General features: G+C 69.8%; 26 protein-coding genes and 1 tRNA gene. 16 read left to right on the top strand and 11 right to left on the bottom strand.

All coding sequences use genetic code 11. The annotated features are described in order from the left end of the window. Nucleotides 1-305: 305 nt before the first annotated feature. Both BHU15_RS13430 and BHU15_RS13425 read left to right on the top strand, forming a co-directional pair. On the top strand, nucleotides 306-830 hold the full coding sequence (locus BHU15_RS13430; RefSeq protein WP_069627392.1) for a YwqJ-related putative deaminase: 525 nt from the start codon (nucleotides 306-308) through the stop codon (nucleotides 828-830). A 7-nt stretch (nucleotides 831-837) separates the two neighbouring features. Beyond that, on the top strand, nucleotides 838-1,326 hold the full coding sequence (locus BHU15_RS13425; protein ID WP_069627391.1) for an SUKH-3 domain-containing protein: 489 nt from the start codon (nucleotides 838-840) through the stop codon (nucleotides 1,324-1,326). Between the two features lie 27 nt (nucleotides 1,327-1,353). On the opposite strand, the gene BHU15_RS13420 is transcribed toward BHU15_RS13425, so the two are convergent. Further along, the gene (locus BHU15_RS13420) at nucleotides 1,354-2,676 is read right to left on the bottom strand and encodes a sensor histidine kinase (RefSeq protein WP_031231275.1); all 1,323 of its coding nucleotides are present in this window, start codon (nucleotides 2,674-2,676) and stop codon (nucleotides 1,354-1,356) included. A 155-nt stretch (nucleotides 2,677-2,831) separates the two neighbouring features. Between BHU15_RS13420 and BHU15_RS13415 the strand changes: the two genes are divergently transcribed. The 7 genes from BHU15_RS13415 to BHU15_RS13385 all read left to right on the top strand — a co-directional run bounded on the left by BHU15_RS13415 (nucleotide 2,832) and on the right by BHU15_RS13385 (nucleotide 8,459). Continuing rightward, nucleotides 2,832-3,692, top strand: coding sequence for a hypothetical protein (locus BHU15_RS13415; protein WP_069627390.1), 861 nt, complete (start codon nucleotides 2,832-2,834; stop codon nucleotides 3,690-3,692). Nucleotides 3,693-3,707: 15 nt separating this feature from the next. Beyond that, nucleotides 3,708-3,782 (top strand) — tRNA-Gln (locus tag BHU15_RS13410). 114 nt (nucleotides 3,783-3,896) lie between these two features. Beyond that, on the top strand, nucleotides 3,897-5,345 hold the full coding sequence (glmU, locus tag BHU15_RS13405; RefSeq protein ID WP_069627389.1) for a bifunctional UDP-N-acetylglucosamine diphosphorylase/glucosamine-1-phosphate N-acetyltransferase GlmU: 1,449 nt from the start codon (nucleotides 3,897-3,899) through the stop codon (nucleotides 5,343-5,345). A 110-nt stretch (nucleotides 5,346-5,455) separates the two neighbouring features. Beyond that, complete coding sequence (locus BHU15_RS13400) at nucleotides 5,456-6,433, top strand: ribose-phosphate diphosphokinase (protein ID WP_069627388.1); 978 nt, start codon at nucleotides 5,456-5,458, stop codon at nucleotides 6,431-6,433. A gap of 201 nt (nucleotides 6,434-6,634) precedes the next feature. After that, a complete protein-coding gene (locus BHU15_RS13395; protein WP_023541180.1) occupies nucleotides 6,635-7,225 on the top strand; it encodes a 50S ribosomal protein L25/general stress protein Ctc in 591 nt (196 codons plus the stop codon). Between the two features lie 101 nt (nucleotides 7,226-7,326). After that, nucleotides 7,327-7,923 carry an aminoacyl-tRNA hydrolase gene (gene pth, locus BHU15_RS13390; RefSeq protein ID WP_069627387.1) on the top strand — a complete coding sequence of 199 codons (597 nt, stop codon included), beginning with the start codon at nucleotides 7,327-7,329 and terminating at the stop codon, nucleotides 7,921-7,923. Nucleotides 7,924-7,988: 65 nt separating this feature from the next. Further along, nucleotides 7,989-8,459, top strand: coding sequence for a hypothetical protein (locus BHU15_RS13385; RefSeq protein WP_069627386.1), 471 nt, complete (start codon nucleotides 7,989-7,991; stop codon nucleotides 8,457-8,459). A gap of 61 nt (nucleotides 8,460-8,520) precedes the next feature. Here BHU15_RS13385 and ppc read toward each other — a convergent pair whose 3' ends face one another. After that, nucleotides 8,521-11,244: a phosphoenolpyruvate carboxylase gene (gene ppc, locus BHU15_RS13380; RefSeq protein ID WP_247748474.1), complete on the bottom strand. Its 2,724-nt coding sequence runs from the start codon at nucleotides 11,242-11,244 to the stop codon at nucleotides 8,521-8,523. A gap of 282 nt (nucleotides 11,245-11,526) precedes the next feature. Between ppc and BHU15_RS13375 the strand changes: the two genes are divergently transcribed. From BHU15_RS13375 to BHU15_RS13365, 3 genes are all read left to right on the top strand, one after another. Beyond that, entirely contained in the window at nucleotides 11,527-12,558 is a 1,032-nt protein-coding gene (locus tag BHU15_RS13375; RefSeq protein WP_079128114.1) for an acyl-CoA desaturase, read from the top strand. Further along, nucleotides 12,555-13,250, top strand: coding sequence for a TetR/AcrR family transcriptional regulator (locus BHU15_RS13370; RefSeq protein ID WP_069627384.1), 696 nt, complete (start codon nucleotides 12,555-12,557; stop codon nucleotides 13,248-13,250). The genes BHU15_RS13375 and BHU15_RS13370 overlap by 4 nt, the downstream gene beginning before the upstream one ends. A 104-nt stretch (nucleotides 13,251-13,354) precedes the next feature. Further along, nucleotides 13,355-13,954, top strand: coding sequence for a Uma2 family endonuclease (locus tag BHU15_RS13365; protein ID WP_069627383.1), 600 nt, complete (start codon nucleotides 13,355-13,357; stop codon nucleotides 13,952-13,954). A gap of 76 nt (nucleotides 13,955-14,030) precedes the next feature. Here the strand turns inward: BHU15_RS13365 and BHU15_RS13360 are convergent, their stop codons facing one another. Beyond that, nucleotides 14,031-14,393, bottom strand: coding sequence for a VOC family protein (locus BHU15_RS13360; protein WP_069627382.1), 363 nt, complete (start codon nucleotides 14,391-14,393; stop codon nucleotides 14,031-14,033). Then, complete coding sequence (locus tag BHU15_RS13355; RefSeq protein WP_069627381.1) at nucleotides 14,393-15,241, bottom strand: trans-aconitate 2-methyltransferase; 849 nt, start codon at nucleotides 15,239-15,241, stop codon at nucleotides 14,393-14,395. Before BHU15_RS13355 ends, BHU15_RS13360 begins: the two co-directional genes overlap by 1 nt. A gap of 131 nt (nucleotides 15,242-15,372) precedes the next feature. On the opposite strand from BHU15_RS13355, the gene tamR reads away from it, so the two are divergent. Then, the gene (gene tamR / locus BHU15_RS13350) at nucleotides 15,373-15,870 is read left to right on the top strand and encodes a MarR family transcriptional regulator TamR (RefSeq protein WP_023541172.1); all 498 of its coding nucleotides are present in this window, start codon (nucleotides 15,373-15,375) and stop codon (nucleotides 15,868-15,870) included. Nucleotides 15,871-15,882: 12 nt separating this feature from the next. On the opposite strand, the gene BHU15_RS13345 is transcribed toward tamR, so the two are convergent. Next, entirely contained in the window at nucleotides 15,883-16,656 is a 774-nt protein-coding gene (locus BHU15_RS13345) for a LuxR C-terminal-related transcriptional regulator (protein ID WP_069627380.1), read from the bottom strand. A gap of 238 nt (nucleotides 16,657-16,894) precedes the next feature. Here BHU15_RS13345 and BHU15_RS13340 point away from each other — a divergent pair, with 238 nt between their 5' ends. Beyond that, the gene (locus BHU15_RS13340; protein WP_069627379.1) at nucleotides 16,895-17,338 is read left to right on the top strand and encodes a GNAT family N-acetyltransferase; all 444 of its coding nucleotides are present in this window, start codon (nucleotides 16,895-16,897) and stop codon (nucleotides 17,336-17,338) included. A gap of 34 nt (nucleotides 17,339-17,372) precedes the next feature. On the opposite strand, the gene galK is transcribed toward BHU15_RS13340, so the two are convergent. The 3 genes from galK to galT are packed head-to-tail and all read right to left on the bottom strand — an operon-like array spanning nucleotide 17,373 to nucleotide 20,529. After that, nucleotides 17,373-18,521 (bottom strand): galactokinase, encoded by a 1,149-nt coding sequence (gene galK, locus BHU15_RS13335; protein ID WP_069627378.1) that lies wholly within the window; start codon nucleotides 18,519-18,521, stop codon nucleotides 17,373-17,375. Beyond that, on the bottom strand, nucleotides 18,518-19,486 hold the full coding sequence (galE, locus tag BHU15_RS13330) for a UDP-glucose 4-epimerase GalE (RefSeq protein WP_069627377.1): 969 nt from the start codon (nucleotides 19,484-19,486) through the stop codon (nucleotides 18,518-18,520). The genes galK and galE overlap by 4 nt, the downstream gene beginning before the upstream one ends. Continuing rightward, nucleotides 19,483-20,529: a galactose-1-phosphate uridylyltransferase gene (gene galT / locus BHU15_RS13325; protein WP_069627376.1), complete on the bottom strand. Its 1,047-nt coding sequence runs from the start codon at nucleotides 20,527-20,529 to the stop codon at nucleotides 19,483-19,485. Before galT ends, galE begins: the two co-directional genes overlap by 4 nt. A gap of 214 nt (nucleotides 20,530-20,743) precedes the next feature. Between galT and BHU15_RS13320 the strand changes: the two genes are divergently transcribed. Then, nucleotides 20,744-22,426, top strand: coding sequence for a sodium:solute symporter family protein (locus BHU15_RS13320; RefSeq protein ID WP_069627375.1), 1,683 nt, complete (start codon nucleotides 20,744-20,746; stop codon nucleotides 22,424-22,426). Between the two features lie 20 nt (nucleotides 22,427-22,446). Beyond that, nucleotides 22,447-22,743, top strand: a complete 297-nt coding sequence (locus tag BHU15_RS13315; RefSeq protein ID WP_023541165.1) for a hypothetical protein — start codon at nucleotides 22,447-22,449, stop codon at nucleotides 22,741-22,743. A 3-nt stretch (nucleotides 22,744-22,746) separates the two neighbouring features. On the opposite strand, the gene BHU15_RS13310 is transcribed toward BHU15_RS13315, so the two are convergent. From BHU15_RS13310 to BHU15_RS13300, 3 genes are all read right to left on the bottom strand, one after another. Continuing rightward, nucleotides 22,747-23,454, bottom strand: coding sequence for a helix-turn-helix transcriptional regulator (locus tag BHU15_RS13310; protein WP_069627374.1), 708 nt, complete (start codon nucleotides 23,452-23,454; stop codon nucleotides 22,747-22,749). A gap of 167 nt (nucleotides 23,455-23,621) precedes the next feature. Then, entirely contained in the window at nucleotides 23,622-25,454 is a 1,833-nt protein-coding gene (locus BHU15_RS13305; protein ID WP_069627373.1) for an outer membrane protein assembly factor BamB family protein, read from the bottom strand. Nucleotides 25,455-25,536: 82 nt separating this feature from the next. After that, nucleotides 25,537-27,000, bottom strand: a 1,464-nt coding sequence (locus tag BHU15_RS13300) for an outer membrane protein assembly factor BamB family protein (protein ID WP_069627372.1), incomplete at its 5' end; no start/stop codon positions are given.

Genomic DNA, 27,000 nt, shown 5'->3' with positions numbered 1-27,000 from the left:
CCGCCTCCGCCGCGCTTCCGTCACCTCTCCGCCCCGCCGCAAACCCTCCGCGTGGCACCCGTTCGGGTGTCGGTGACAACCGGTCACCCCAGGTCACGCAGCGACGACGCCACGCCCCGATACCGCCCCGACTTCCCCACGACGTGTCACATTTGGCAGGCTGTCCCCCGCAACTCGGGGGATTGCGTGGGGATTGCGTAGGGAGGGACAGCGCTTTGCACACAGCACAACAGGACACATCGGGAGATCCACGCCTCGGCTCACCGGGCCACCCAGGGAGGCCGTCGGGCCGCGTCGTCACGGACATGACCGGAGCCGGAGCCCCGGGCGGAGCCGCGGCCGCCGATACGGCCTCCGGCGACCCCCGACTGAGCTGGAGCAGCACCGAACCGCACCGCCCGCCCGCGCTCCGCCAGCGCCGGGACGGGATCCTGCCCGCCGTCGCCGCCGCCCTCTCCGTGCGTGGCGAAAATCTCACGTGCACCGCGGGCAAGGCCGACCAGCCACCCGCCCTGCATCCCCTCGTACAGGACTTCCTGGACACCCTCCCCAGCGGTCAGCGGGAACGATTCACCGGCCGCTGCCCCGAAGCCATACTGCTGTCCCGGCACCTGACCGCCGTCGAGGGCGCCCGTTCCAAGCGGGCCCAGCGCAAGGCCCTCACCCACGGCGAGGCCCGCCGCTCCCTCAAGCACGGCAAACTCACCGCCCGCCGCATCCGGGAGGACGGCGACCCGCTCCACGGCAGTTACGCGCCGCCCTGCCGCTCCTGTACGGCGATGCTCGCCCATTTCGGCGTACGCCCCGTCGACCCGACGCAGAACGGCTGACCGCCCGATGCCCGATCTCACCACCACCCGCTTCCCCGTCGCCGTCGACGTCGCCCTGCGCGAGGCCGGCTGGCAGCCGGGCCGCTGGGACATGCGGCAGGCCGAGGAGTGGGCGGACACCCTGCGCGCCCACACCACCCCGGCCGGGCACGTGCACGCCGTGTTCGCGGCCGTCGTCGAGATCTGGGCGGAGTTCGGCGGGCTGACGGTGACCGGGCCCCCACCGGGGCGGCAGATCGCCCCGGCGACCGTACGGTTCGATCCGCTGGCCGGCATCCATCTCGCCCGTACGCTCGGCGACCTCGGGCGCTCACTGGACACCGAGATCAGCCCGATCGGTGAGGAGGGCGACGGCCAGGCCGTGCTCGCGGTCGACGCCACGGGCCGCGTCTACTCCATCGACCACACCGGCGACTGGTACCTGGGCCCGCACATCGACCAGGCCCTGGCGTCGCTGGTGACGGGAACACAGCCGCAGCGGCTCACGTCGGACTGAGCGACCCACCCGGCCCGCCGGGCACCCTCACGCGGCGGCCCGGTCGTCCGGCAGCACCGCCGACACCCGGAAACCCCCCGCGTCCGTCTCCCCCGACACGAACACCCCGCCCAGCGCGTGCACCCGCTCCCGCATCCCCACCAGCCCGTTGCCGCCGCTGGGCAGCCCGGCGTCGGCCACGCCGTACGACGGGCCGTTCTCCACCTGCATCGCGACCTCGGCCTCCCGGTGCGCCAGGCGCACCATCACCTTCGACCCGGCCGCGTGCTTGTGCACGTTCGTCAGCGCCTCCTGCACCACCCTGTACGCGGTCTGCTCCACCTCCGGGGCGTACGAACGCGACTCCCCCTGCACCGCCAGCTCCACGACCATCCCCGCGTCCCGCGACTGACCCACCAGCGTCTCGATGTCGCCCATCCCCGGCCCGGCCTCCGCGGCGGCCGCGTCCGCCGCCGCCGCTGCCGCGACACCCACCGAAGCCAAGGGCGCCGTGTCGGCCACCTTCCGCGCCGCCTGCTGCTCCCCGGCGCGCAGCACGCCCAGCATCTCCCGCAGCTCCGTCAACGCCTGCCGCCCCATGTCCCCCACCAGCGCGGCGTTCTTCACGGCCTTCTGGGGATCCTTCAACGCCACCGCCTGCAACGCGGCGGCGTGCACGACCATCAGACTCACCCGGTGCGCCACCACGTCGTGCATCTCCCGCGCGATCCGGGTCCGCTCCTCCGTACGCGCCCACTCCGCCCGCTGCTCGGCCCGGTCGGCGAGCAGCGACAGCTCCTGCTCCAGGCTGTCGGCCCGCTCCCGCAGGCTCTCCATGAGCCGCCGCCGGGCTCCTACGTAGAGGCCGAGGAGCACGGGGGGCAGCGCCAGGCTCAGCGCCATGAAGACGGCGATCAGCGGGATGTACCACCGCGTCGTCGACCCGAGATCCGTGCCCACCATGTCCTGCCGCGTCCGTACGAAGGCGACGATGAGCGTCCCGACGAGCGACATCCCGGCCAGCGCCCCGATGATCCGGCGGGGCGCGTCGGAGGCGGCGAGCGTGTAGAGCCCGACGGTCGACAGGAGGATGCCCATCTCGGCGGGCGTGACGGCGACGGACACGAGCACGACGGCCATCGGCCACCGCCGCCGCAACAGCAGCACGGACCCGACCAGCACCCCGAAAACCACCCCGAAGGCCACCGGCAGCTGGGCACTGCCCGCGAACCTGATCCCCTCGAACGCGCACTCCAGGGCGGACACACCGGCCAGCCCCACATCCAGCACGACGCTGCGCCGCCGCGTCCACCACCAGAGCCCACGGGTGGTCAGACCCCCGGCCTCCTCGTATGCCCCCGTTGCGGTCATGCGTCCAGCCTAAGGGCGGTCGCGAGTCAATTTCCGGGGAGTGCGACGAGCACACGAACAGCCCTCGAACAAGCGGAACGGCGACCGCTCACACGATCCGGCGAACCGTCCACACATTCGAGCCGGACGTCCGGATTCCGGACGACGATCTCCGTATGACAGCAATCAACGACAAAAGTGTGGACTTCGAGGCACTTCGTGAGCAGGCGGTGGCGCTTCGCCGGGAGGGCTTGAGCCGCCGCCAGATCCGTGACCGCATCCACGTACACAACAACGACATCCTGAACCGCCTACTTGAGGGCGAGCCGGTCCCGGAATGGACGAAGCGCCCGAACGCGAAGGACGACCTACGGGGGAAGGCACGGGAGCTGCGCCTCCGGGGCCTTACCTACGACCAGATCCAGCTGGAGCTGGGGTGCTCGAAGAGTTCGATCTCGTTATGGGTACGGGACCTGCCGAAGCCGGAGCGGCCCGATGCCACGGAGCAGGCGAGACTCGCTTCACGCAAACGCTGGGAGCACGAACTGAAGGTCCGCGACGCGGAGCGCAGCCGCACCAAGGCCGCCGCCGCTGCAGAGATCGGCACACTGACCGATCGGGAGCTCTTCTTCACCGGCGTCGCCCTGTACTGGGCGGAAGGAGCGAAAGACAAGTCCTACGACCGCCGGGAGAGCGTTACCTTCATCAACAGCGACCCGAACGTGATCACGGTCTATCTGGCCTGGCTGGACATGCTCGGAGTGGAACCCGAGAGGCTCTGCTACCGCGTGTCCATCCACGAATCGGCGGACGTGGCGGAAGCCGAGCGTTACTGGGCGGATCACGTCCGTATCGATCCGTCCGCGCTGCAGAGGCCGACGCTCAAGAAGCACAACCCGAAGACGGTGCGTCGGAACACAGGTGAGCATTACCGAGGCTGCCTCGTCATCCGGGTCGCACAGGGCGCCGACCTGTACCGCCGCATCGACGGCTGGTGGCACGGCACCGTTGCGAGCGCCACCCCACGTCTCAGGTAGGGTCTCGGGTGGTGATCCGCCGTGGGGTAGCGGCATCCCGCAGGCCTTTGGAGCCTTGAGACGCTGGTTCGAATCCAGCCGGCGGAGCCAGCAAGTTCGGGTCCTGACCTCTCCGGTCAGGACCCGCCTTCGTTTCCGTCCCGAAACCCCCCGGTATCCTGCGGATGTCCAGCAGCCAAGCATCCGAAGCCGAAGGGCATTCCCGTGAGCGCCAATCGCCCGGCAGCCGTCGTCGTCCTCGCAGCGGGTGAGGGCACCCGCATGAAGTCGAAGACTCCCAAGGTTCTGCACGAGATCTGCGGGCGCTCGCTCGTCGGTCATGTCGTCTCCGCCGCCCGGGAGCTGGAGCCCGAGCATCTCGTCGTCGTCGTCGGGCACGCGCGGGAGTTGGTCGAGGGGCATCTCGACGGGACGTACGCCGGTGTGCGTACCGCGTTCCAGGCCGAGCAGAACGGCACCGCGCACGCCGTCCGGATGGCCGTCGAGGAGCTGGGGCAGGCCCCCGACGGGACCGTCGTCGTCGTGTGCGGGGACACCCCGCTGCTGGCGGGCTCGACGCTCGCCGGGCTCGCCGAGCTGCACGAGAAGGAGGGCAACGCCGTCACCGTGCTGACCGCCGAGGTCCCGGACGCGACCGGATACGGGCGCATCGTGCGCGACGAGGCGAGCGGCGCCGTCACCGGGATCGTGGAGCACAAGGACGCGACCGACGAGCAGCGCGCGGTACGGGAGATCAACTCCGGGGTGTTCGCGTTCGACGGGCGGCTGCTCGCAGAGGCGCTCGGCAAGGTCCGGACGGACAACAGCCAGGGCGAGGAGTATCTGACCGACGTCCTCGGCATCCTGCGCGACGCCGGGCACCGCGTCGGCGCCTCCGTCACGGCCGACCACCGCGAGATCCTCGGCATCAACAACCGCGTACAGCTGGCCGAGGCGCGCCGGCTGCTGAACGAGCGGCTGCTGGAGCGGGCGATGACCGCCGGTGTGACGGTGGTGGATCCGGGGTCGGTGCTGATCGATGTGACGGTGACGTACGAGCCGGACGCGATCGTGCATCCGGCGACGCAGCTGCTGGGTTCGACGCATCTGTCGGAGGGCGCCGAGGTGGGCCCCAACTCGCGGCTGACGGACACCCTGGTGGGTGTGGGCGCCCGGGTGGACAACACCGTGGCGATCGACGCGGAGGTGGGCGAGGGGTCGTCGGTGGGCCCGTTCGCGTACCTGCGCCCCGGTACGAAGCTCGGTGTGAAGTCGAAGGCCGGGACGTTCGTGGAGATGAAGAAGGCGTCGATCGGCGACGGTTCGAAGGTGCCGCACCTGAGTTATGTCGGCGACGCGACGATCGGTGAGCACACGAACATCGGTGCGGCGAGCGTGTTCGTGAATTACGACGGCGAGTCGAAGCACCACACGACGATCGGCTCACACTGCAAGACAGGTTCAGACAACATGTTTGTGGCGCCTGTCACTGTCGGGGACGGTGCTTACACCGCGGCGGGGTCGGTCATCACCAAGGACGTCCCGTCGGGTTCGCTGGCCGTCGCGCGGGGCCAGCAAAGGAATATCGAGGGTTGGGTGGCCCGCAAGCGGCCCGGCAGCGCCGCCGCGCAGGCCGCCGCCGCTGCCGCCGATGAGCTCGCGCTCGAAAGCTGACCGGAAACAGGCGCTGCGTACAGCGCGTACCGTGATAGATGCTCACGTTCGGCTGGCTCGCAGGGACGCGCGGGTGCAGCAGCAATCAACACGTCTGAGGAGACTGTGCTGTGACCGGGATCAAGACGACCGGCGAGAAGAAGCTGATGCTCTTTTCCGGCCGCGCCCACCCCGAGCTGGCCGAGGCGGTCGCCCATACGCTGGGTGTCGGGATAGTGCCGACCAAGGCATTCGATTTCGCCAACGGCGAGATCTACGTGCGTTATCAGGAGTCCGCGCGCGGCGCGGACTGTTTTCTGATCCAGAGCCACACCGCTCCGATCAACAAGTGGATCATGGAGCAGTTGATCATGATCGATGCTCTGAAGCGGGCTTCCGCCCGGAGCATCACGGTGATCGTCCCCTTCTACGGATACGCCCGGCAGGACAAGAAGCACCGTGGGCGTGAGCCGATCTCGGCCCGGCTGGTCGCGGACCTGATGAAGACGGCCGGCGCGGACCGCATCCTGACCGTCGATCTCCACACGGACCAGATCCAGGGCTTCTTCGACGGCCCGGTGGACCATCTGTTCGCGCTGCCGATCCTGGCGGACTACGTGGCGACGAAGGTCGACCGTACGAAGCTGACGGTGGTCTCGCCGGACGCCGGCCGCGTACGGGTGGCGGACCGCTGGTGCGACCGGCTGGACGCGCCGCTGGCGATCGTGCACAAGCGCCGCGACAAGGACGTCGCCAACGAGGTGACGGTCCATGAGGTCGTCGGCAACGTCGAGGGCCGGGTCTGTGTCCTGGTGGACGACATGATCGACACGGGCGGCACGATCTGCGCCGCCGCGGACGCGCTGTTCGCGCACGGCGCCGCTGACGTCATCGTGACGGCGACGCACGGTGTGCTGTCGGGTCCGGCGGCGGACCGGCTGAAGAACTCGAAGGTGAGCGAGTTCGTCTTCACGGACTCGCTGCCCGACCCGGGCAATCTGGAGATGGACAAGATCACGGTCCTGTCGATCGCGCCGACGATCGCGCGCGCGGTGCGTGAGGTGTTCGAGGACGGTTCGGTGACCAGCCTCTTCGACGAGCAGGCGTAGAAATCCCCGCACGCATGGCGCGGTGAAGATCGATTTCTGGGGCGGCCTCCCCGCCGGGTAGACTCATCGAGTTGCTCGGCGAGGGAGGCCGCTTTCATTCGCGGCTGTCCGTTATCGACGCGCTCTTCGTAGCAGGCCTGTCGTGGCCGGGTGACCACCAGTCTCAACGTCACCTATGTGTCATCTACGAGGAGTGCAGTCATGGCTGAGGTCAAGATCACCGCTGAGGTCCGGTCCGAGTTCGGCAAGGGCGCCGCCCGCCGTACCCGCCGTGAGAACAAGGTTCCCGCGGTCATCTACGGTCACGGCGCCGACCCCGTCCACATCTCCCTGCCGGGTCACGACCTGATGATGGCGCTCAAGACCGCCAACGCCCTGCTGAGCGTCGACATCGAGGGCCGCAAGGAGCTCGTGATCCCCAAGGCCGTCCAGCGTGACGCGCTCAAGGGCTTCATCAAGCACGTCGACCTGCTCGCGGTGAAGCGCGGCGAGAAGGTCACGGTCGAGGTCGCGGTGCACACCGAGGGCGAGCTGGCCCCGGGCCCGTTCCTCCTGGAGAACGTGCTGAGCACCCTGACCGTCGAGGCCGAGGCCACGCACATCCCCGAGTCCGTGACGGTCTCCGTCGAGGGCCTGGAGGCCGGTGCGTCCATCGTCGCGAAGGACGTCCCGCTGCCCGACGGCACCACGCTGGTGACCGACGAGGAAGCGGTCGTCATCCAGGTCCTGGCCGCGCAGGCGGAGGAGCCGGCCGCCGACGAGGCGTCGGACGAGGCCGCCGCCGAGGCCTGAGCCTCGGTGACGGTCCGATCCTGAGAATCGCTTTGCCCGACGGGGTGGCGGGCCGGTGCCCGCCACCCCGTTCTTCTTCGTCCTGAGGAGACGCAGCGCAGATGACGACCGATGTCACCGCCCCGTGGCTGATCGTGGGCCTGGGCAATCCCGGCCCGGGTTACGCGGCCAACCGCCACAACGTCGGTTTCATGGTGGCCGATCTCCTCGCGGGCCGGATCGGCGGCTCGTTCAAGCGCGCGCAGAAGGCCCAGGCCCAGGTCCTGGAGGGCCGGGTGGGGCCGATGGGGCCGGGCAGCCGGCGGGTGGTGCTGGCGAAGCCGCTGTCGTTCATGAATCTGTCCGGCGGTCCGGTCGCCGGGCTGCGGGACTTCTACAAGGTGCCGACGGCCAACATCGTGGCGATCCATGACGAGTTGGACATCGACTACGGCACGCTGCGGCTGAAGCTGGGCGGCGGGGACAACGGTCACAACGGTCTGAAGTCGATGACGAAGTCGATGGGCCCCGAGTACCACCGCGTACGGTTCGGGATCGGCCGGCCGCCGGGGCGGATGCAGGTGGCCGACTTCGTGCTGAAGGACTTCTCCTCGGTGGAGCGCAAGGAGCTGGACTACCTCGTGGACCGCGCGGCGGACGCGGTGGAGTGTCTGGTGACGGAGGGCCTGGAGCGGGCGCAGAGCGCGTACAACTCCTGACAACAACGACCATTCGTCAGCCACAAGTTGACCGACTGCGTCCGGATGGCCAAGGATCGCGGTCCATGAAGCCGAGCTCGTCCCAACTGGCGCTGTCGGTGGGCCGCCGTGTCGTGATGGCGTGCGTCGCCGCGCTGTTGCTCGCCGCGGGTTTCTGGACGTCCTGGGGTACGGCGCAGCATGTGCTGCTCTCCAAGGGCCGCGAACACGGAACGCTCTCGGTCACCGAGTGCGGCGACACGGCCTGTACGGGCACATACGACCCCGAGGGCCCGGTCGGGCCGCGCGCCGGGGCGCCCATCGAGCGGTCGGTGGCGGTGAGGAAGGGCCGGGACTACGAGGTGGTGCTGAAGCCCGGCACCGACGAACTGGTGCGCGCCGGCTCCTCCGGCGCGCTGCTGGCGTGGGTGCCCCTCGGTGGCGCGCTGCTGCTGGCGGCGCCGGTGGTCGGCGGCGGGCTGCGGCTGACGCGTACGGCGTGGGCCACGGCGCTGGCGGGCGCGGCGCTGCTGGCGGGGGCGTTCTTCGCGCTCTGACGTGACAGGGGCCGGGCACCGTCCGTACGGCGCCCGGCCCCTGCCCCTGCCCCTGATTCGCTCAGCCGGTGTTGCGCAGCCCCGCGGCCACCCCGTTCACCGTCAGCAGCAGCGCCCGCGCGAGCAGCGGGTCCGGTGCCTCCTCGCGGGCCGCCGCCGCGCGCTGGCGCGCGAGGAGCGAGACCTGGAGGTAGGAGATCGGGTCGAGGTAGGCGTCGCGGATGGCGAACGTCTGGCGCAGCACCGGGTTGGAGCCCAGCAGCTCCTCGTTGCCGGTGATCCGCAGGACTTCCCGCACCGTGAGCGCGTGCTCCTCCTCGATGGCGGTGAAGACGTGCTTCAGCTCGTCGGGCACGAGGGTGTCGACGTAGTGCCTGGCGATCCGCAGGTCGGTCTTGGCGAGCGTCATCTCGACGTTGGAGAGGAAGTTCTGGAAGAAGTGCCAGTGTTCGTGCATCTCGTCCAGGACCGGGTCGAGACCCGATTCGCGGAGCGCCTTGAGGCCTGAGCCGACCCCGTACCAGCCGGGCACGATCTGCCGCGACTGCGTCCAGCCGAAGACCCACGGAATGGCGCGCAGCCCGTCGAGTCCGGCGCCGGAGTCCGGGCGCCGGGAGGGGCGTGAGCCCAGGTGCAGGTCGGCGAGCTGGTCGACGGGGGTGGCCGCGAAGAAGTACGCGGGCAGGTCCGGGTCCTCGACAAGGCCCCGGTACGCGCCGTGGGCGGCGTCCGAGACGGTGTCCATCGCGGCGTCCCAGCGCGCCAGCGCCTCCTGGGACTGGCGGGGCGCGGTGTGCAGCGCGGACGCCTGGAGGGTGGCGGCGACGGTCAGTTCCAGGTTCTCCCTGGCGAGGGCGGGGATCAGGTACTTGTCGGAGATGACCTCGCCCTGCTCGGTCACCTTGATCTCGCCCTCCAGCGTGCCCCAGGGCTGCGCGAGGATCGCGTCGTGCGAGGGGCCGCCGCCGCGCCCGACGGTGCCGCCGCGGCCGTGGAAGAGCCGCAGGCGTACGCCGTAGCGGTGCGCGACGTCGCGCAGCCGGCGCTGGGCGCGGTGGATCTCCCACTGGCTGGTGGTGATGCCGCCGAACTTGGACGAGTCGGAGTAGCCGAGCATGACCTCCTGGACGTCGCCGCGCAGCGAGACGAGGCGTCGGTAGGAGGGGTCGGCCAGCATCTCGTCCAGGATGATGTCGGCGGCGCGCAGCTCGTCGGTGGTCTCCAGGAGCGGCACGATGCCGATCTTCGCCCAGCCGGCGTGCAGGTCGACCAGTCCGGCCTCGCGGGCGAGGACGGCGGCGGCGAAGACGTCGTCGGCGCCCTGGCACATCGAGATGATGTAGGACTCGATGACTTCGGGGCCGAAGCGCTCGAAGGCCTGCTTGACGGTGTGGAAGACACCGAGGGTCTTCTCGCCGGCGGCGTCCAGCGGGGCCGGGGTGGGCGCCAGCGGGCGGCGCGAGCGCAGCTCCTTGGCGAGCAGCTTCTGCCGGTACTCGCGCGGCATGTCCGCGTACCGCCAGGACTCCTCGCCGAGCCGGTCGAAGAGCTGGCCGAGCGCGTGGTGGTGGGCGTCGGCGTGCTCTCGTACGTCCATGGTGGCGAGCTGGAGTCCGAACGCGGCGAGCGTGCGGATGGTGCGGTCCATGCGGCCGTCGGCGAAGAGTCCGCCGCGGTGGGAGCGCAGCGACTCCTGGATGAGGGTGAGGTCTGCCAGGAGCTGTGCGGTGCCGAGGTAGTCGCGGCCCTCGCTGTGCGGGGTGCCCTTGGCGAGGCGCTCGCGGGTGTTGACGAGCTTCTGCCGGATGCAGGTGGCCTTGAGGCGGTACGGCTCCTCCGCGTTGAGGCGCTTGTAGCGGGGGCTGATCTCGGGGAGCCGGTCGAGGTCGGTGGCGAGCGAGTCCAGGAGTTCCTGGGTGGCGCCCGCGTACCGGATGGAGTTGGAGAGCTGGCCGCGCAGCTGGTCGATGAGCTCCAGCGCGTCGGTGATGCCGTGTTCGTGCTGGAGGATCAGCACTTCCCAGGTGACGGCGGGGGTGACGTTCGGGTTGCCGTCGCGGTCGCCGCCGATCCAGGTGCCGAAGCTGAGGGGGCGGGTGCCGGAGGGCAGTTCGACGCCGACGCGCTCCAGTTCGGCGACGAGGTCTTCGAGGACGTCGCCGACTGCTTCGGCGTGCAGTTCGTCCAGGTAGTAGATGGCGTTGCGGGCCTCGTCGGCGGGCTCGGGCCGTACGACGCGCAGTTCGTCGGTCTGCCAGATGAGGTCGATGGACTCGGCGAGCCGCAGGTCGTGGCGGCGCCGGTCGGCGGCGATGACCGGGACTTCGAGGAGTTCGGCGATCCGGCGGAGCTTGTTCAGTACGGAACGGCGCGCGGCCTCGGTGGGGTGCGCGGTGAAGACGGGGCGGACGCTGAGGTTCTTGACCGTGGCACGCAGGTGCTCGGGGTCGGCGTCCTTGAGCCGGTCGGCGGTACGGGCGAGGAGCCCGCCCTCGGCCTCGCGGCGGTCGCGCATCTCGCGGCCACGGTGGACCTGCTCGGTGACGTTGGCGAGGTGGAAGTAGGTGGAGAAGGCGCGGACGAGCTTCGCGGCGGTCTCCAGGTCGGTGTCGCCGAGCAGCGCGGCGGCTGCTTCGCCGTCCTCGCGGGTGAGGGCGCGGACACGCTCGACGAGGTCGAGGAGTTCGGGGCCCTCCTGGCGTACGAGTGTTTCGCCCAGGAGGTCGCCGAGCCGGCGGATGTCGGAGCGCAGCTCCACATTGGCGGTCGGGGAGCCCTCGGGGATGGACGGCAGTTCGGTGGGCGGCCTGTCGGCGGTCGGGGACTGGTCGGCACTGCTCACAGGTGCGGCTCCTTGCAGTGTTTGATCACGTCGGGAGGAGAAGGTTCTGGAGAGACTGTTCGACCGGACCGCGCTGTCCGACGTCACAAGGATAGGTGTCCTTCGCGCGCCGTTATCCACAGGCCCCTTGTCGCGTGCCTTCTCACTGCCATACTTACGATGCCGTAGGTTACGCGCCCGTAGACGGGCAGAATGCCGCATTCCACACCCCCAGGGGACACACCCATGTCGACAAGCCCTGACGTTCTCGGCGACTCCTCACAGGCCCAGCCTGCGCCGGACGATTCCACCCCCACCGCTCCCGCCACCTCCACCGACTCCGCCGTGCCCGTTCCCTCCGCAACGCTCGGCGGGGAGAACAAGCGCTCGCTGGAGCAGATCACGCTCCTGCTGTTCATCGTCGTCCCGTTCATCGCCCTGCTCGGCGCCGTTCCGCTGGTCTGGGGATGGGGCGTGAGCTGGCTCGATCTGGGTCTGCTCGTGGCGATGTACTTCATCGGCTGCCATGGCATCACGGTCGGCTTCCACCGGTATTTCACGCACGGCTCGTTCAAGGCCCGCCGTCCGCTGCGCATCGCTCTGGCCGTGGCGGGATCGATGGCCGTGGAGGGTCCGGTGGTCCGCTGGGTCGCCGATCACCGCAAGCATCACAAGTTCTCCGACGCGGACGGCGACCCGCACTCGCCGTGGCGGTTCGGCGAGACGCTGCCCGCGCTGCTGAAGGGGCTGTGGTGGGCGCACATCGGCTGGCTCTTCGACGAGGAGCAGACGTCGCAGCAGAAGTACGCGCCGGATCTGATCAGGGACCCGTCGATCCGGCGGGTCTCGAAGCAGTTCCTGCTGTGGGCGTTCGTGTCGCTGGCGCTGCCGCCGCTGATCGGCGGGCTGGTGACGATGTCCTGGTGGGGCGCGTTCACGGCGTTCTTCTGGGGCTCGTTGGTACGGGTGGCGCTGCTGCACCACGTGACGTGGTCGATCAACTCGATCTGCCACGCGGTGGGCAAGCGGCCCTTCAAGTCGCGTGACCGGTCAGGCAATGTGTGGTGGCTGGCGGTCTTGTCCTGTGGCGAGTCATGGCACAACCTGCACCATGCGGACCCCACGAGCGCGCGGCACGGTGTGCTGCGGGGCCAGATCGACTCCAGCGCCCGGCTGATCCGGTGGTTCGAGATGATCGGTTGGGTGCACAGTGTGCGCTGGCCCGACGCCGGAAGGCTGGAGGCCCGGCGGAAAATTGACCATCCCAACGCGGCATGATTGGCAACGTGGCGATCGACGGCGGTAAGAGCGACACCGACAAGAGCCGGACCACCTCAGGCACGCCCCGGCGTTCCCGCCGGGTCCGGATGACCGGCAAGGAGCGTCGCGAGCAACTGCTGGACATCGGCCGCACCCTGTTCGCCGAGAAGGGCTACGAGGGCACGTCGGTGGAGGAGATCGCGTCGAAGGCGGGCGTCTCCAAGCCGGTGGTGTACGAGCACTTCGGCGGCAAGGAAGGGCTGTACGCGGTCGTGGTCGACCGTGAGATGCGCCAGCTGCTCGACATGGTGACCAGCTCCCTGACGGCGGGCCACCCGCGCGAGCTGTGCGAGCAGGCGGCGTTCGCGCTCCTCGACTACATCGAGGAGTACACGGACGGTTTCCGCATCCTGGTCCGCGATTCGCCGGTGGCGCAGTCGACGGGCACGTTCGCCTCGCTGATCAGTGACATCGCCACGCAGGTCGAGGACATCCTCGGCATGGAGTTCAAGGCCCGCGGCTTCGACCCGAAACTGGCCCCCCTGTACGCCCACGCCCTGGTGGGGATGGTGGCGCTCACGGGCCAGTGGTGGGTGGACACCCGCCGCCCGAAGAAGAACGAGGTGGCGGCGCATCTGGTGAATCTGGCCTGGCACGGGCTGGGGAATCTGGAGGCGAAGCCGCGGCTCATAGGGCACCGGAAGGTTTGAAAGCAAGCCGGGCCAAGCCCGTAGTCACTCTTTGTGATGACGAAGGCGGATTCTGGCCGCTACGGTGTGATGAGAGGCCCAGTATTCCGTCCATGGGAGGAATCATGACCGCCGAGCCCGTCAAGGCCGAGCATCGCTGGCCGGTGCCCCCGCAGGACGGCTACACCGTGGACGATCTGTTCACGCTGCCCGATCTCCCGCCTCACACAGAGTTGATCGACGGGAGCCTTGTTTTCGTGAGTCCGCAGCGCGCTTTCCACAGCATGATGATCGACTTGCTGGTGAGCGGCCTACGCAGCACCGCACCGCCAGACAGGAAGGTCTATCGCGAGATGACCGTGCTGCTGGACAACCGCAACGGTCCGGAGCCCGACATCTCGGTCGTCCGCGCGGAAGGGGTCATCGATCTCGAACAGACCCGCTTCCAGGCAGCCGACGTCCTACTGGCCGTCGAGGTGATCTCACCGGATTCCGAGGTCCGTGACCAGGACGCCAAACCGCGGAAGTACGCGGCTGCGGGCATCCCGTACTTCTGGCTGGTGGACATGGCCGGTTCGGACCGACACCCGGTCGTGCGGGTCTACGAACTGGACCCGGTGTCCAAAACGTACGCGCTCTCGGGCATCCACCACGAACGCCTGAAGACGGCCGTTCCCTTCACCGTCGACATGGACATCACACTGGACGCGTTGCGGGCTCTCTGAGACCCGCTCCAGGACCAGTCCCACCACCGGGGCGCCACGTTCTCGTGGCGCCCCGGTGTTCTCATGCCGCCCACCTTCAGGTCACCGGCTCCAGGAACTCCAGGCGGTTGCCCACCGGGTCGTCCGAGTAGAAGCGGCGGTGGCCCGGGAGGTTGTCGTCCCAGGTCACCGGCGCGCCCAGGGACGACAGGCGGGTCGCGTACGCGGTGATGCCGGTGACCCGCAGGCCCGGGTGGGCCTTGCGGGCCGGGCGGAAGTCCGGCTCGATGCCGAGGTGGAGCTGGACCGGGCCGGACCGGAACCAGCAGCCGCCGCGTGCCGCCAGCGCGGGCGGTTTGGGGATCTCGGTCATGCCGAGGACATCGACGTAGTACGCGTGCAGGGCGTCCTCCGAGCCCGCCGGGGCGGCCAGTTGCACATGGTCGACGGCCGCGAGCATCAGGCTTGCCTCCGTGCCACCGCGAAGATCCGGCGGAACGGGAACACCGTGCCGTGCGGGCCCGGCGGATACGCCTTGCGGAGCATGTCGCCGTACTGGACGAGGAATTGCGCGGCCTCCTCCGGGTCGTCGGCGAGTTCGGTGAGGACGGGGCGCAGGGCCGTGCCCTTGACCCAGTCCAGTACCGGGTCCTCGCCGGTGAGCAGTTGGAGGTACGTGGTCTCCCACGCGTCCGTCGCGCAGCCGAGGTCCGTGAGGCGCACCAGGTAGTCGGCGGGGTCCAGGATGTGTACGAAGCGCCGGCCGTGGCTGTCGAGGCGCTCGCTCCAGCGCGGTGTCTCGCACAGTTCGCCGAGGAGCGCGTGGCTGGGGGCGGTGAAGTTCCCGGGGACCTGGAAGGCGAACGTACCGCCGGGGGTCAGCGCGTCGATCCAGCCCGCGAAGGACTCGGCGTGGCCCGGCACCCACTGGAGTGCGGCGTTGGAGACGATCAGGTCGTACGGCTCCTCGGGTGTCCACTTCGCGGCGTCGGCGAGCCGGAAGTCCAGCAGGCCGCCGCCGGGGGTGGGGCCGGCGTACTCCTTCTCCGCACGGGCCAGCATCTCGGGCGAGAGGTCGTAGCCGGTGATGTGGGCGGTGGGCCACCGTTCGGCGAGGAGCGCCGTGACGTTGCCGGGGCCGCAGCCGATGTCGGCTATCCGGGCGGGGCGGTCGCCGTTCGGGAGTTCGGGGATCCGGGCCAGCAGGTCCAGGAACGGGCGGGCGCGGTGCGCGGAGTGGCGGAGGTACTGCTGCGGGTCCCAGGTCGGCGCGGGAGTGGACGGCGGCGAAGTGGTTGTCGAACGCATGTGTGAAGCCCCCTCGGGGTACGGAACGGACGGGCGGATTCCCGTTCGCGCCCGACCATGCCCAAGCGTGCCTCCAAGTATATCTTGACGTCAAGAGACTTCATGTCGACAGACCATCTACACTGATCGCCATGGAGGACGAGGTCGACCGTCTGGTCGCAGCATGGCGCCGGGAGCGGCCGGACCTCGACGTGGAACCACTTGAGGTGCTCAGCCGCGTCAGCAGGCTCGCGCGCCATCTCGACCGGGCCCGGCGGCTCGCGTTCTCGGAGCACAACCTGGAGCCGTGGGAGTTCGACGTCCTGACGTCGCTGCGGCGGGCCGGCGCGCCGTACCAGCTCTCCCCCGGTCAGTTGCTCACCCAGACCCTGGTCACCTCGGGTACGATGACCAACCGCATCGACCGGCTGGCGAAGAAGGACCTGGTCGAGCGGCTGCCCGACCCCAGCGACCGGCGCGGGGTGCTCGTACGGCTCACGCCCGAGGGGCGGGACCGCGCCGACCAGGCGCTGGCGGGGCTGCTCGCGCAGGAGCGCGCGATCCTCGCGGAGCTGTCGCGCGGGCAGCGCGGCGAACTGGCCGCGCTGCTGCGCCGGTTGACCGCGCCGTTCGACAACATCCCCGGCTGAGGGACCGCGGGCTCAGCCGACCCGTACCGCGTCCGTGCCGCCGCCCAGGTCCACCGGGCCCACTCCCGCCCGGCGGGCCAGCGCCACCGCCGCCAGTGTCGAGTGCACGCCGAGCTTCCCGAGCACGTTCTGCATATGCGTACGGACGGTGTGCGGGGACAGGAAGAGGCGCTCGGCCACGGCCTTGCGTCCCAGGCCCGCCACCATGCAGCGCAGCACCTCCAGCTCGCGCGGCGTCAGCGAGTCGACCAGGCGCTCGCTGTCCGTGCGGTGCTTGCGCGCAGCCGTCAGCTCCCGCAGTACGGCCGTGAGCAGCGCGGGCGGCAGATGCGTCTCGTCGCGCAGGACGCCCCTGATCACGGCCAGCAGCCGTTGCAGCGAGCAGTCCTTGGCGACCCAGCCGGACGCGCCGGCCTGGAGCGCGAGGGCCGCGCGGCCCGGGTCGTCCTTCTCCGCGAGGACGACGCACCGTACGGAGGGCTGTGCCGAACGGACGCCCGCGACCAGCGAGATGCCGTCGACGAGCCCGAACCCGCCGTCGCCGTTGTCCGGTACGGCGCGGGCCACCGGGCCACTGCCGGGACCCGCGACGATGCCCAGGTCGGCGTCGACCAGCAGCACGTCGTACGTGCGCCCCTCGGACGCGGCCCGTTCAAGACAGCGCAGCGCGGCGGGCCCGCTGCCGGCGGCGGCGACGTCCACGTCGGGCTCCGCCGCGAGGGCGGCTGCCAGCGACTCGGCGAATATGCGGTGGTCGTCCACCACGAGAACCCTGATACGGACCAATTGACACCCCCAGATGTCGGGGCGCGGACGACGCGGGTACCGCGCCCGAAGGGTGACTGGTACCGCCACGGCCGCCGCCGTGCGGCTGCCCACCCACCCCCGGGCGTCGCACCCGACTGTCTCGCTTCCCTGATCAGCACCGGCCCCCACCGGTGCTGTGCATCAGCGTACGGGCGGGGGCCCGGAGCGGAAGACTATTTACAGAACTGATCGGCGACGGCTGGTTAGGGTGGGGCGCATGTTTCGTATCGAGACAGAAGTCGACAAAGAACGACGTGCGTTGCTGGGCGAACGGCTGCGGGCGACGAACACCGCCCGTTCGCCCGTCCTGCGGGAGCTGCGGGGGACGGCCGAGGAGGAGGAAGTCCCGCTGCACGTATGGCTGATGGAGGAGTCGACGGGCGCGCTGGCGGGCGGCCTCGCGGCGCACATCTGGGCGCGCTGGCTCCATGTCGACCTGCTGTGGATCGATGACGCCCACCGTGGCACGGGCCTCGGCACCCGCCTCCTGAAGGAGGCGGAGGAGCTGGCCCGCACCCGTGGCTGCCTCCATGCCCGCCTGGAGACCTGGGACTTCCAGGCCCCGGCGTTCTACCGGGCCCAGGGCTACGACCTGGCGGGCCACATCCCGGACTACCCGCCGGGCATCACGGAGTACTTCTTCACCAAGCGGCTCACCTGAGCGGCGAGCCACGGCCGCGCGGGGCCCGCGGCCCTCACTCCACCCGGTGCGCCCCTCGTGACGGGACCGCCGGGAAGACGCGGGGGGCGGTGTGTTCCGAGGCCGTGAAGGACTCCAGGATCGCCTTCGTCACCGTGTCCGCGTCAGCGGACTCCGTCAGGACCACCGCCGAGCCGCCGAAGCCGCCGCCCGTCATGCGCGCGCCCAGGGCGCCCGCCGCGAGGGAGGAGGAGACCACGAGGTCCAACTCGGGGCAGGAGACCCGGAGATCGTCGCGCAGTGAGGTGTGGCCCTCGGTGAGGACGGGGCCCACCGCCCCGACGTCGTCCGTGTCGAGCAGGGCGATGACCCGCTCCACGCGGTGGTTGTCGCTCACGACGTGGCGGACATAGCGGCGTATCTTCTCCTCCTCGTCCGTCAGCCGTGCCAGCGCGGCGGGCAGATGCGCGTACTCCACCTCGCGCAGCGTGCGCACGCCGAGCGCCCGCGCGCCGGCCTCGCAACCGGCGCGCCGCTCCGCGTACGCGCCGTCGCCCAGGGCGTGCTTCACCCGGGTGTCCACGACGAGCAGTTGGAGTCCGACGGCTTCCAGGTCGAAGGGGACCTGGCGCTGGGTGAGGTCGCGGGTGTCGAGGTACAGCGCGTGGCCGTCCGTGCAGCAGGCGGAGGCCATCTGGTCCATGATTCCGCACGGCACGCCCACGAACTCGTTCTCGGCGCGCTGCGCGAGGACCGCCAACTCGGGCCCGGTCAGGCCCAGTTCGTACAGGTCGTTGAGCGCGAGGGCCGTCACGACCTCCAGCGCCGCCGACGACGAGAGGCCCGCCCCCGTCGGTACTGTCGACGTGAGATGGATGTCGGCGCCGGGCACCGTGTGCCCCGCCTCGCGCAGCGCCCAGACGACGCCCGCCGGATAGGCGGGCCAGCCCGTCTCGGTGAGGGGCACCAGATCGTCGGCGCCGAGGGCCATCACCCCGCCCGGTACGTCGGCGGAGTGCACGCGCAGCACCCCGTCCGTCCGCCGCGAGACCGCCGCGACCGTGGTGTGCGGCAGCGCGAGCGGCATCACGAAGCCGTCGTTGAAGTCCGTGTACTCACCGATCAGATTGACCCGGCCCGGCGCGGCCCACACGCCGTCGGGCCCGGAGCCGTAAAGTTCCGCGAACCGCGCGGTGACGCTCACCCGTGTGTCTCCTCTCGGCGTGCGAACGCCCACGCGTCCGCGACGATCCCCGCCAGGTCGGCGCGGCTCGGGGTCCAGCCCAGGCGCTCACGCGCCGTGGCGGCGGAGGCGACCAGGACCGCCGGGTCGCCGGCCCGGCGCGGGGCCGCGACCTCCGGCACCGGGTGCCCGGTGACCGTACGGACGGTCTCGATGACCTCGCGGACGGAGAAGCCGCTGCCGTTGCCGAGGTTGCACACCAGGTGCTCCCCCGCCACCGCCGCGTCCAGCGCGAGCAGATGGGCGTCGGCGAGGTCGGCGACATGGATGTAGTCGCGTACGCAGGTGCCGTCCGGCGTCGGGTAGTCGTCGCCGTACACCGCGATCGACTCCCGTGCGCCGAGGGCGACTTGCAGCACGAGCGGGATCAGGTGCGACTCCGGGTCATGGCGCTCGCCGTAACTCCCGTACGCGCCCGCCACGTTGAAGTACCGCAGCGACACCGCCGCCAGTCCGTGCGCCACGCACTCGCCGCCGATCATGTGGTCGACGGCGAGTTTCGTCGCGCCGTACGGGCTGGTCGGCACCGTCGGGTCGGTCTCGGTGATCGGGGTGGAGACGGGCTCCCCGTACGTCGCCGCCGTCGAGGAGAAGACGAGCTTGCGGACGCCCGCGGTGCGCATCGCGGCCAGCAGCGCCATCGATCCGCCGACGTTGTTGTCCCAGTACTTCTCCGGCTTGGCGACGGACTCGCCGACCTGTGAGGACGCCGCGAAGTGCAGCACCGCGTCGTAGGAGGGGTCGAGCCACTTCGCCGCGTCGTGCACCCGGCCCTCGACGAACTCGGCGCCCGCCGGGACCGCTTCGCGGAAGCCGGTGGAGAGGTCGTCGAGCACGGTCACCTCGTGCCCGGCCTCCAGCAGATGCGTGGCGACCACGCTGCCGACGTACCCCGCGCCACCCGTAACCAGATACTTGCCACTCACGTGCTCGCTACCTCTCGCAGTCTCCGGGCCGCGGTCTCCGGCGGCACGTCGTTGATGAAGACGTTCATGCCGGACTCGGATCCCGCGAGGAACTTCAGCTTGCCCGACGTGCGGCGGATGGTGAAAAGTTCCAGGTGGAGCGCGAAGTCCGCCCGCCCGGCGGCACGGAACGGCGCCTGGTGCCAGGCCGAGATGTACGGCGTCGGCGGCTCCCCCTCCCCGAAGATCCGGTCGAAGCGCCGCAGCAGCTCCAGATAGAGGGCCGGGAACTCCGCGCGCGCCGCCTCGTCCAACTCCCGCAGGTCCGGCACCCGGCGCAGCGGGTACAGGTGCACCTCGTACGGCCAGTGCGCCGCGTACGGCACGAACGCCACCCAGTGTTCACCCGACAGGACCACCCGCTCGGCGGCCCGCTCGCGCTCCACGACGTCGTCGTAGAGGTTGCGCCCGGTGGCCGCCCGGTGCTCGGCGACCGAGCGGGACATCCGTTCGGTTCGCGGGGTGACGAAGGGGTACGCGTAGATCTGCCCGTGCGGGTGGCCCAGGGTCACACCGATCTCGGGCCCGCGGTTCTCGAAGCAGAACACCTGCTCCACCTGCGGAAGTTCGGCGAGTTCGGCGGTGCGGTCGGTCCATGCGCCGAGGACGAGCGCGACCCGGTCCGCGGTGAGACCGGCGAAGGAGGCGTCGTGGTCGGAGGTGAAGCAGACGACCTCGCAGCGCCCGGCGTCCCCGGCGAGGGAGGGGAAGCGGTTCTCGAAGACGACCACGTCGTAGTCGCTGTCGGGGATCTCGCTGAGGCGGCCCGCCGCGGCGTCGGTGGGGCAGAGCGGGCACTCGCCGGCCGGCGGGTGGTACGTGCGGCCCTGGCGGTGCGAGGCGACGGCGACCGAGTCGCCGAGCAGCGGGTCGTGGCGGATCTGGGAGGTGGTGGAGATCGGTTCGAGGGGCCGCAGGTCCACGGAGTCCCGTACGGCTCCGTCACGGGAGTCGTAGTAGATCAGCTCCCGGCCGTCGGCGAGCGCCGTCACCGTCTTCTTCATCGATCTTTCCTCCGGCCGCACCCGAGCTGGCACCCAAACAGAATTAAACATAACTAACCACGAGCCCACACAGACGTCAACGGCCATGGCACTCGATCACGATCGAACAAAGAACACCATCAAAAGTGTTCAGTTTCGGTAAGGGCAGGCGTAGGTTCCGACGAAGTCAACGGTTCCACCGAAGTAACGTTCACGCGACGAAGCGGGTACCCCCATGCAGTCCCCCACATATCACCTCGCCGAAGGACTTCGGCTCCCCACCAACGGACTCGACTACACGATCCTGGCGATCTACTTCATCGTCGTCCTCGGCATCGGCTTCGCCGCACGGGCGAGCGTCAAGACGAGCCTGGACTTCTTCCTCTCCGGCAGATCCCTGCCGGCCTGGGTGACCGGCCTCGCGTTCGTCGCCGCCAACCTCGGCGCGACCGAGATCCTGGGCATGGCCGCGACCGGCGCCCAGTACGGCGTCGCCGTCGTGCACTGGTACTGGATCGGCGCGATCCCCGCCATGGTCTTCCTCGGCCTGGTGATGATGCCGTTCTACTACGGCTCCAAGGTGCGGTCGGTCCCCGAGTTCCTGCTCCAGCGCTTCGACAAGCCGGCGCACCTGCTCAGCTCGGTCCTCTTCGCCTTCGCCGCCATCCTCATCGCGGGCGTCAACCTCTACGCCCTGTCGATCGTGGTCGAGGCGCTGCTGGGCTGGCCCCAGTGGGTCTCGATCGTCGTCGCCGGGTTCTTCGTCCTCGCGTACATCACCGTCGGCGGTCTGTCGTCGGCGATCTACAACGAGGTCCTCCAGTTCTTCGTCATCCTCGCCGCGCTGATACCCCTGACGGTCCTCGGCCTCAAGCGGGTCGGCGGCTGGGACGGACTGACCGACTCGCTGAGCGCGAGCAAGGGGGACAACTTCCTGAGCGCGTGGGGCGGTACGGGCATCGGCGACGCCAACCCGCTCGGCGCGAACTGGCTGACGATCATCCTCGGCCTCGGCTTCGTGCTTTCCTTCGGCTACTGGACGACGAACTTCGCCGAGGTGCAGCGCGCGCTCTCCGCGAAGAACCTCTCCGCCGCCAAGCGCACCCCGCTGATCGCCGCGTTCCCGAAGATCTTCATCGTCTTCGCGGTGATGATCCCGGGCCTGGTCGCCGCCGTGATCGTGCCGAAGATAGGCACGGCGGGCTCGGACCTGACGTACAACGACGCGATACCGCTGCTGATGCAGGAGTTGCTGCCCAACGGGGTGCTCGGGATCGCCGTCACGGGTCTGATGGCCGCCTTCATGGCCGGTATGGCGGCGAACGTGTCGTCCTTCAACACCGTCTTCACCACGGACATCTGGCAGAAGTACGTGGCCAAGGACCGGGAGGACACGTACTACCTGCGCTTCGGCCGGCTGATCACCGCGATCGGCGTGCTGGCCTCCATCGGCACGGCCTTCATCGCCGCCAGCTTCTCCAACATCATGAGCTACCTCCAGACGCTGTTCTCCTTCTTCAACGTGCCGATGTTCGTGGTCTTCATCATCGGCATGTTCTGGAAGCGCGCCTCGATGAAGTCCGGCGTCTGGGGTCTGGTCGCCGGTACGACGGCGGCGATGGTCAACTACTTCTGGATCTACAAGCAGGGCGTCATCGACATCCCCAGTGACCAGGGCGCCAACTTCGTCTCCGCGATCGTCGGCTTCGTCGCCGGCGCCGTCGTCATGGTCGCCGTCACGCTGTTCACCGCGCCGAAGCCGGAGTCCGAACTCGCGGGCCTGGTGTACGGGACGACGTCGCCCGGCATGAGCGAGGCACCGGCCGAGGGCGACGACGCCTGGTACCGCAGGCCCGCGCTGCTCGGTTGGGGCGCGATCGTCCTCGCCGCGGCCTGCTACATCCCCTACTCCTTCTGACCGAAACGGAGGCACACACCATGTCCGACCTGCACAAGGAAGTCTCCGAACTGGAAGGCAGGTCCGCCACGGCGGCCCGCCTGTTCGACATCCGGCTCATCATCGGCGGTCTGTTCACCCTGTACGGCGTGATCGTCACCGTCGCCGGGATCTTCGTGTCCGACGCCGACATGAAGAAGGCCGAGGACGTCAACATCAACCTCTGGACGGGCCTCGCGATGCTGGCGCTCGGCCTGTTCTTCCTGGGCTGGATGAAGCTGCGGCCGACGGAGATACCGCCGCCGCCCGCGGCGGACTCCGCGGACACCGAGGCGTAACCCTCAGCTGCCGGACGGGCCGTTCCCCGGCCCGTCCGGCAGCACCGACACGGCCGCCCGGTCCAGCAGGCCCGTGCGCGCCGCCAGGGCGGCGGCCTCCAGCCGGGAGCCGACGCCCAGCTTCATCAGGACCCGCTGCACATGCGTACGGGCGGTGCTCGGCGCGATCCCCATGCCGGCGGCGATCAGCCGGGTGTCCTCGCCCTCGGCGACCCGTACCAGCACCTCGATCTCGCGCGGGGTGAGCATCCGCAGCAGCCGCTGCCCCTCGTCGTCGGGCTGGACCGCCGGATTCAGCAGTTCCGCGAACGCCCCCTGCAACAGCCCCGGCGCCACGGCCGCGTCGCCCGCCCGCGCCTTCACTATCGCCCGCTCGACGCCCTCGATGCGCTCGTCGTGCCGTACGTAGCCGCACGCCCCGGCCGCGAAGGCGGCGGCGATACCCCGGGGGTTCGGCACCGGCCCGAGCACCAGGACCGCCACCTGCGGGCGGTCGCGCCGGATCCGTACGATCGGGTCGAAGGCGCCGGGCTCGTCCGGCGCCGCGGTCCCCATGAGGCACACCTCGGGCGCCCGGCTCACGACGAGTTCGGCGGCGCCCGCCGTGGGCGCCGCCGCGGCGAGCACCCGGTGCCCGCGCAGTTTCAGGGCCGAGGCGAGCGCCTCGGCGAGCAATCTGTGGTCGTCGACCACCATGAGCCGTACGCCCATCGAGCTACCCCATCCCCGCCGGCTACGGGCCCCCCGGCCCTTCTTGACCCGGCAAGCTACACGCTCACCGGAAGTCGCGCGCCCCCATACGGGTAAGAAGACGCCTACTTGTCGAATTCGCCGCTATTCAGCGAGGAATCGATGGCCGGCGATCGGTGACTTCCCCGTCAGTTGGTGGTGAACGCCACCACGAGGTACTCCTTGCGGTCGCTGGAGGTGCTCTGCTCGCTGATGAGCGTCTCCGACGTGTACATCCGGCCGTTGCCGAACCGGACCTCGGCGCCGTCCAGCGAGAAGCTGGTCTCGGCGTCACGTACGGACTCGTCGCCCGGGTTCTCCATCAGGACGGTCTCCTTGAAGGTCCCGCCGTCGATGGAGACGATCTGTCCGCCCTTGTCGTAGGGCGGCCACTTGTACGCGATGATGTTCGACCCGTCCATGCGCAGCGGGTACATCGCGTACCGCTCACCCGCGTCGGCCCGGTCCGTCGTGGCCTTGCCGGTCCCGAGGTCGAAGGAGACGATCTCGTTGGTCTGGCCGTAGTCGTCGCCGGTGCCCTCGTGCTCCTCGGTCGGGACATAGATCCGGTCGTTGCCGACGGCGAGCTTGCTGCACTGCTCGACCTCGGTGGAGCCGCAGTTGGGCGCGTACCGGTCGGAGTCCACCGGGATCTTGGCGCGCAGCTTGCCGGTCTTCTCGTCGATGGAGAAGAAGTCCGAGACGCCGCTGCCGTCACCGGCGGTGTCGCCGACGTCGGCCGCGACGACGAGCGGCTTGGTGGAGACGATGGAGATGTACTCGACGCCCGCGGGCATCTTGAACTCGGAGATCGGCGCCCCGTCGGACGGATTCAGATTCTGGACGAGGACCGTCGGGTTGTCGTACGAGCCGCACTTGCGGGCCGCGACCAGTCCGGGGCCGCCCCCGTACCCCATGTCGTAGCAGCCGTCGGCCTTGACCTCGGGCTTCCACAGGTTGTCGCCGGAGCCGAGGTCGAAGGCCGCGCCGCCGTCGGTGCCGCCGACGGCGACGGTCGTGCCGCTGAGGGTGACCTCGCGGAAGGCGGCCTTGTCGTCACCGGCGTTGCCGCCCGAGACCGACTCGGTCCACAGCAGTTTGCCGGCGTCGAGGTCGATCGCGCCGACCTCGGTGCACTGGACGTACTTGTCCTTGGGGGTCGGCTTGCTCGCCGCGAAGACGACGGCCGTCTTGTTGTCGTCGGTGGCGTGGCGCGAGGCCGCGCAGACCTGGCCGGGCAGCGGGATGGTCCAGAGCTGCTTGCCGCTGTCGGGCTCGTAGCCGACGATCTGGTTCACGCCGGTCTTGACGTAAGCCTTCTCGGTGATCCAGGAGCCGGACACGTCGGTGATGTCGGCGACCTTGGGCTGCGGGAGCTGGAAGGCGACCTTCGACTTGGTGCTGGCCGGGGCCTTCTCCTTGCCGCCGCCCCCGAGGGACTTCTCGTCGCCCCCGTCCTTCCCGCCGTCCTTGGTGCCGGACTTCTTGGCCTCGTCCTTCTTGCCGTCGCCGTCGCCGGAGACGAGGTAGACGCCACCGCCGACGATCAGTACGACGGCGACGACCGCGGCGATGATGATCTGCGTCTGCGTGCTGATCTTCTTGCCGCCGCCGGGCGTACCGGGACCGCCGGGACCGCCCATGCCGGGCTGGGTGTACGGCTGGCCGGGCTGCTGCGGGTAGCCGTACTGGGGCTGGCCCTGCTGCGGATACCCGTACTGCGGCTGGCCCACCGGCTGGCCCATGGGCTGGGTCGGCGGCTGCTGCGGATAGCCGTACTGCGGCTGCTGGCCGGGAGGCTGCTGCGGCGGGCCCTGCTGCGGGTAGCCGTACTGCGGCTGGCCGGGAGGCTGTTGCGGATAGCCGTAGCCGGGCTGCTCGGGCGGCGGCGTCGGGGCGCCGAAACCACCGGCGGGTGGCTCCTGCGGCGCGCCGAACCCCCCCTGCGGGGGCTCGTTGGGCGGCTGGGGAGGCTGCGTCATGGCGTGCTTACCTCTGGGGAATCGGAGTACGTACGGAGCGGGAGCGGCCGGGAGAGGGACACGAGGTGCGTCACGAGGCGTATCACTTGCCGAACGCCATCATGGTCTTCGTCTGCATCTCCGCCTTGTCGTCGCTGGCGCTGACCCGGCTGCTGGTCACGTAGAACCGCCCGTCCACGTAGTCCAGTTCGGAGTCGTAGAAGGAGTTCTCGATCTGGGCGGTGGACTCCGGGTTCTGGAGCAGCACCTTCGGCGCTCCTCCGGTGGGTGCCAGCGTCGCGACGGCGCCGCCCTTGTCGTACGACGGCTCGAAGTAGAGAACCACGTTCGCGCCCTCCATCCGCAGCGGTGTCATGACGGTCTCGGCCGGGGCCTTGGCACGCCACTTGGCCTTGCCGTTGGCGAGGTCGAACGCGATGACCTCGTTGGTCCCCGACGCACCGGTCTCGCTCGGCTGCGTCGCCATGTAGAAGGTGTTGGCGTCGGCGGCGACACCGACGCAGCCGTCGAGGTTGGCGCCGAAGACGATGAAGCTTCCGCCGCAGTTGGGCTGGAACTTGTCCTTGCCGCCGTCGATCTGGGAGCGCACGGTGCCGTTGTCGTTGAGCGCGACGATCGCCCAGGACTTCTTGTCCGGCTCGGTCAGCGACAGGACGATCGGATTGCTCGAATAGACCTTGTCGAGTTCCCAGTTGGTCTTGAGCTTGTACGTCCACAGGGCCTTGCCCGTGGTCGGGTCCAGCTCCTGCACCTGGTTCTGCTGCTTGTCGATGTCACCGCCGGGGCACGACTCGGCGGCGATCATCCGGGCGCCGCTGGAGACCGCGTCGGGCTGGCAGTCGCCGGCCACCTCGTCGAAGAGCGCCTTGCCGTCGCTCATCCGGAAGGCGTCGACATGCCCGGTGCGGGCGGCGGAGACGGTGTCGCCGTTGATGGCGATGGTGATGTCGGAGAGGAAGTCGAAGTTGCCCTTCTGCTTCAACTCCTGCTTCCAGCCGGCCTTCCCCGTCTTGAGGTCGATCTGCTGGAGGATGGTGCAGTCGGACTTCTCCGTGACGCCGTCCTTGATCCCGAGGACGATCTTGCCGTCGTCGGTGGAGACCGTGGGGGCCGCGCAGACCTCGGCGGGCAGGGTGAGGGTCCACTTCTGCTTGCCGTCGGCGGCGCCGTAACCGGCGATCTTCTTGTACATGGCCTTGGCGACGATGTCGCCGGCGAACCAGGGGCCGTACACGTCGGAGCCGTTCTTCGGCAGGTCGACGTCGTTCGTCTGGAGCCACAGGATCTTCGACTCGCCGTCCTTGCGCCCGGCGTTGAGGTCGTCCTGCGCCTCACGCCCGCCGCCGGTGCCGTCGCCGTTGTCGGGCTCCTCCGAGCCTGTCGGCTTGGCGTCCTTGTCCTTGCTGATGCTCGGCTTGTCCTCGTCGCCGTCGCCACCGCTGACGACGAACCAGGTGCCGCCGCCGATGACGAGCAGACCCGCGACCGCCGCCGCGATGACGACACCGGGCTTGCGCTTGAAGAAGCCGCCGCAGGCGGAGCCCGG

This window comes from Streptomyces niveus (assembly GCF_001723055.1).
GTDB lineage: Bacteria > Actinomycetota > Actinomycetes > Streptomycetales > Streptomycetaceae > Streptomyces > Streptomyces niveus.
The sequence above is the reverse complement of the archived record's forward strand: the minus strand, read 5'-3'. Positions and strand labels throughout refer to the sequence as shown.

What these genes read in the sequence shown, in the direction of transcription:
- BHU15_RS13430 (WP_069627392.1), top strand. Translation starts at nt 306, where the DNA reads ATGACCGGAGCCGGAGCCCCGGGCGGAGCCGCGGCCGCCGATACGGCC.
- BHU15_RS13425 (WP_069627391.1), top strand. Translation starts at nt 838, where the DNA reads ATGCCCGATCTCACCACCACCCGCTTCCCCGTCGCCGTCGACGTCGCC.
- BHU15_RS13420 (WP_031231275.1), bottom strand. Translation starts at nt 2,676, where the DNA reads ATGACCGCAACGGGGGCATACGAGGAGGCCGGGGGTCTGACCACCCGT.
- BHU15_RS13415 (WP_069627390.1), top strand. Translation starts at nt 2,832, where the DNA reads ATGACAGCAATCAACGACAAAAGTGTGGACTTCGAGGCACTTCGTGAG.
- BHU15_RS13395 (WP_023541180.1), top strand. Translation starts at nt 6,635, where the DNA reads ATGGCTGAGGTCAAGATCACCGCTGAGGTCCGGTCCGAGTTCGGCAAG.
- pth (WP_069627387.1), top strand. Translation starts at nt 7,327, where the DNA reads ATGACGACCGATGTCACCGCCCCGTGGCTGATCGTGGGCCTGGGCAAT.
- BHU15_RS13385 (WP_069627386.1), top strand. Translation starts at nt 7,989, where the DNA reads ATGAAGCCGAGCTCGTCCCAACTGGCGCTGTCGGTGGGCCGCCGTGTC.
- BHU15_RS13375 (WP_079128114.1), top strand. Translation starts at nt 11,527, where the DNA reads ATGTCGACAAGCCCTGACGTTCTCGGCGACTCCTCACAGGCCCAGCCT.
- BHU15_RS13370 (WP_069627384.1), top strand. Translation starts at nt 12,555, where the DNA reads ATGATTGGCAACGTGGCGATCGACGGCGGTAAGAGCGACACCGACAAG.
- BHU15_RS13365 (WP_069627383.1), top strand. Translation starts at nt 13,355, where the DNA reads ATGACCGCCGAGCCCGTCAAGGCCGAGCATCGCTGGCCGGTGCCCCCG.
- BHU15_RS13360 (WP_069627382.1), bottom strand. Translation starts at nt 14,393, where the DNA reads ATGCTCGCGGCCGTCGACCATGTGCAACTGGCCGCCCCGGCGGGCTCG.
- BHU15_RS13355 (WP_069627381.1), bottom strand. Translation starts at nt 15,241, where the DNA reads ATGCGTTCGACAACCACTTCGCCGCCGTCCACTCCCGCGCCGACCTGG.
- tamR (WP_023541172.1), top strand. Translation starts at nt 15,373, where the DNA reads ATGGAGGACGAGGTCGACCGTCTGGTCGCAGCATGGCGCCGGGAGCGG.
- BHU15_RS13340 (WP_069627379.1), top strand. Translation starts at nt 16,895, where the DNA reads ATGTTTCGTATCGAGACAGAAGTCGACAAAGAACGACGTGCGTTGCTG.
- galT (WP_069627376.1), bottom strand. Translation starts at nt 20,529, where the DNA reads ATGAAGAAGACGGTGACGGCGCTCGCCGACGGCCGGGAGCTGATCTAC.
- BHU15_RS13320 (WP_069627375.1), top strand. Translation starts at nt 20,744, where the DNA reads ATGCAGTCCCCCACATATCACCTCGCCGAAGGACTTCGGCTCCCCACC.
- BHU15_RS13315 (WP_023541165.1), top strand. Translation starts at nt 22,447, where the DNA reads ATGTCCGACCTGCACAAGGAAGTCTCCGAACTGGAAGGCAGGTCCGCC.
- BHU15_RS13310 (WP_069627374.1), bottom strand. Translation starts at nt 23,454, where the DNA reads ATGGGCGTACGGCTCATGGTGGTCGACGACCACAGATTGCTCGCCGAG.
- BHU15_RS13305 (WP_069627373.1), bottom strand. Translation starts at nt 25,454, where the DNA reads ATGACGCAGCCTCCCCAGCCGCCCAACGAGCCCCCGCAGGGGGGGTTC.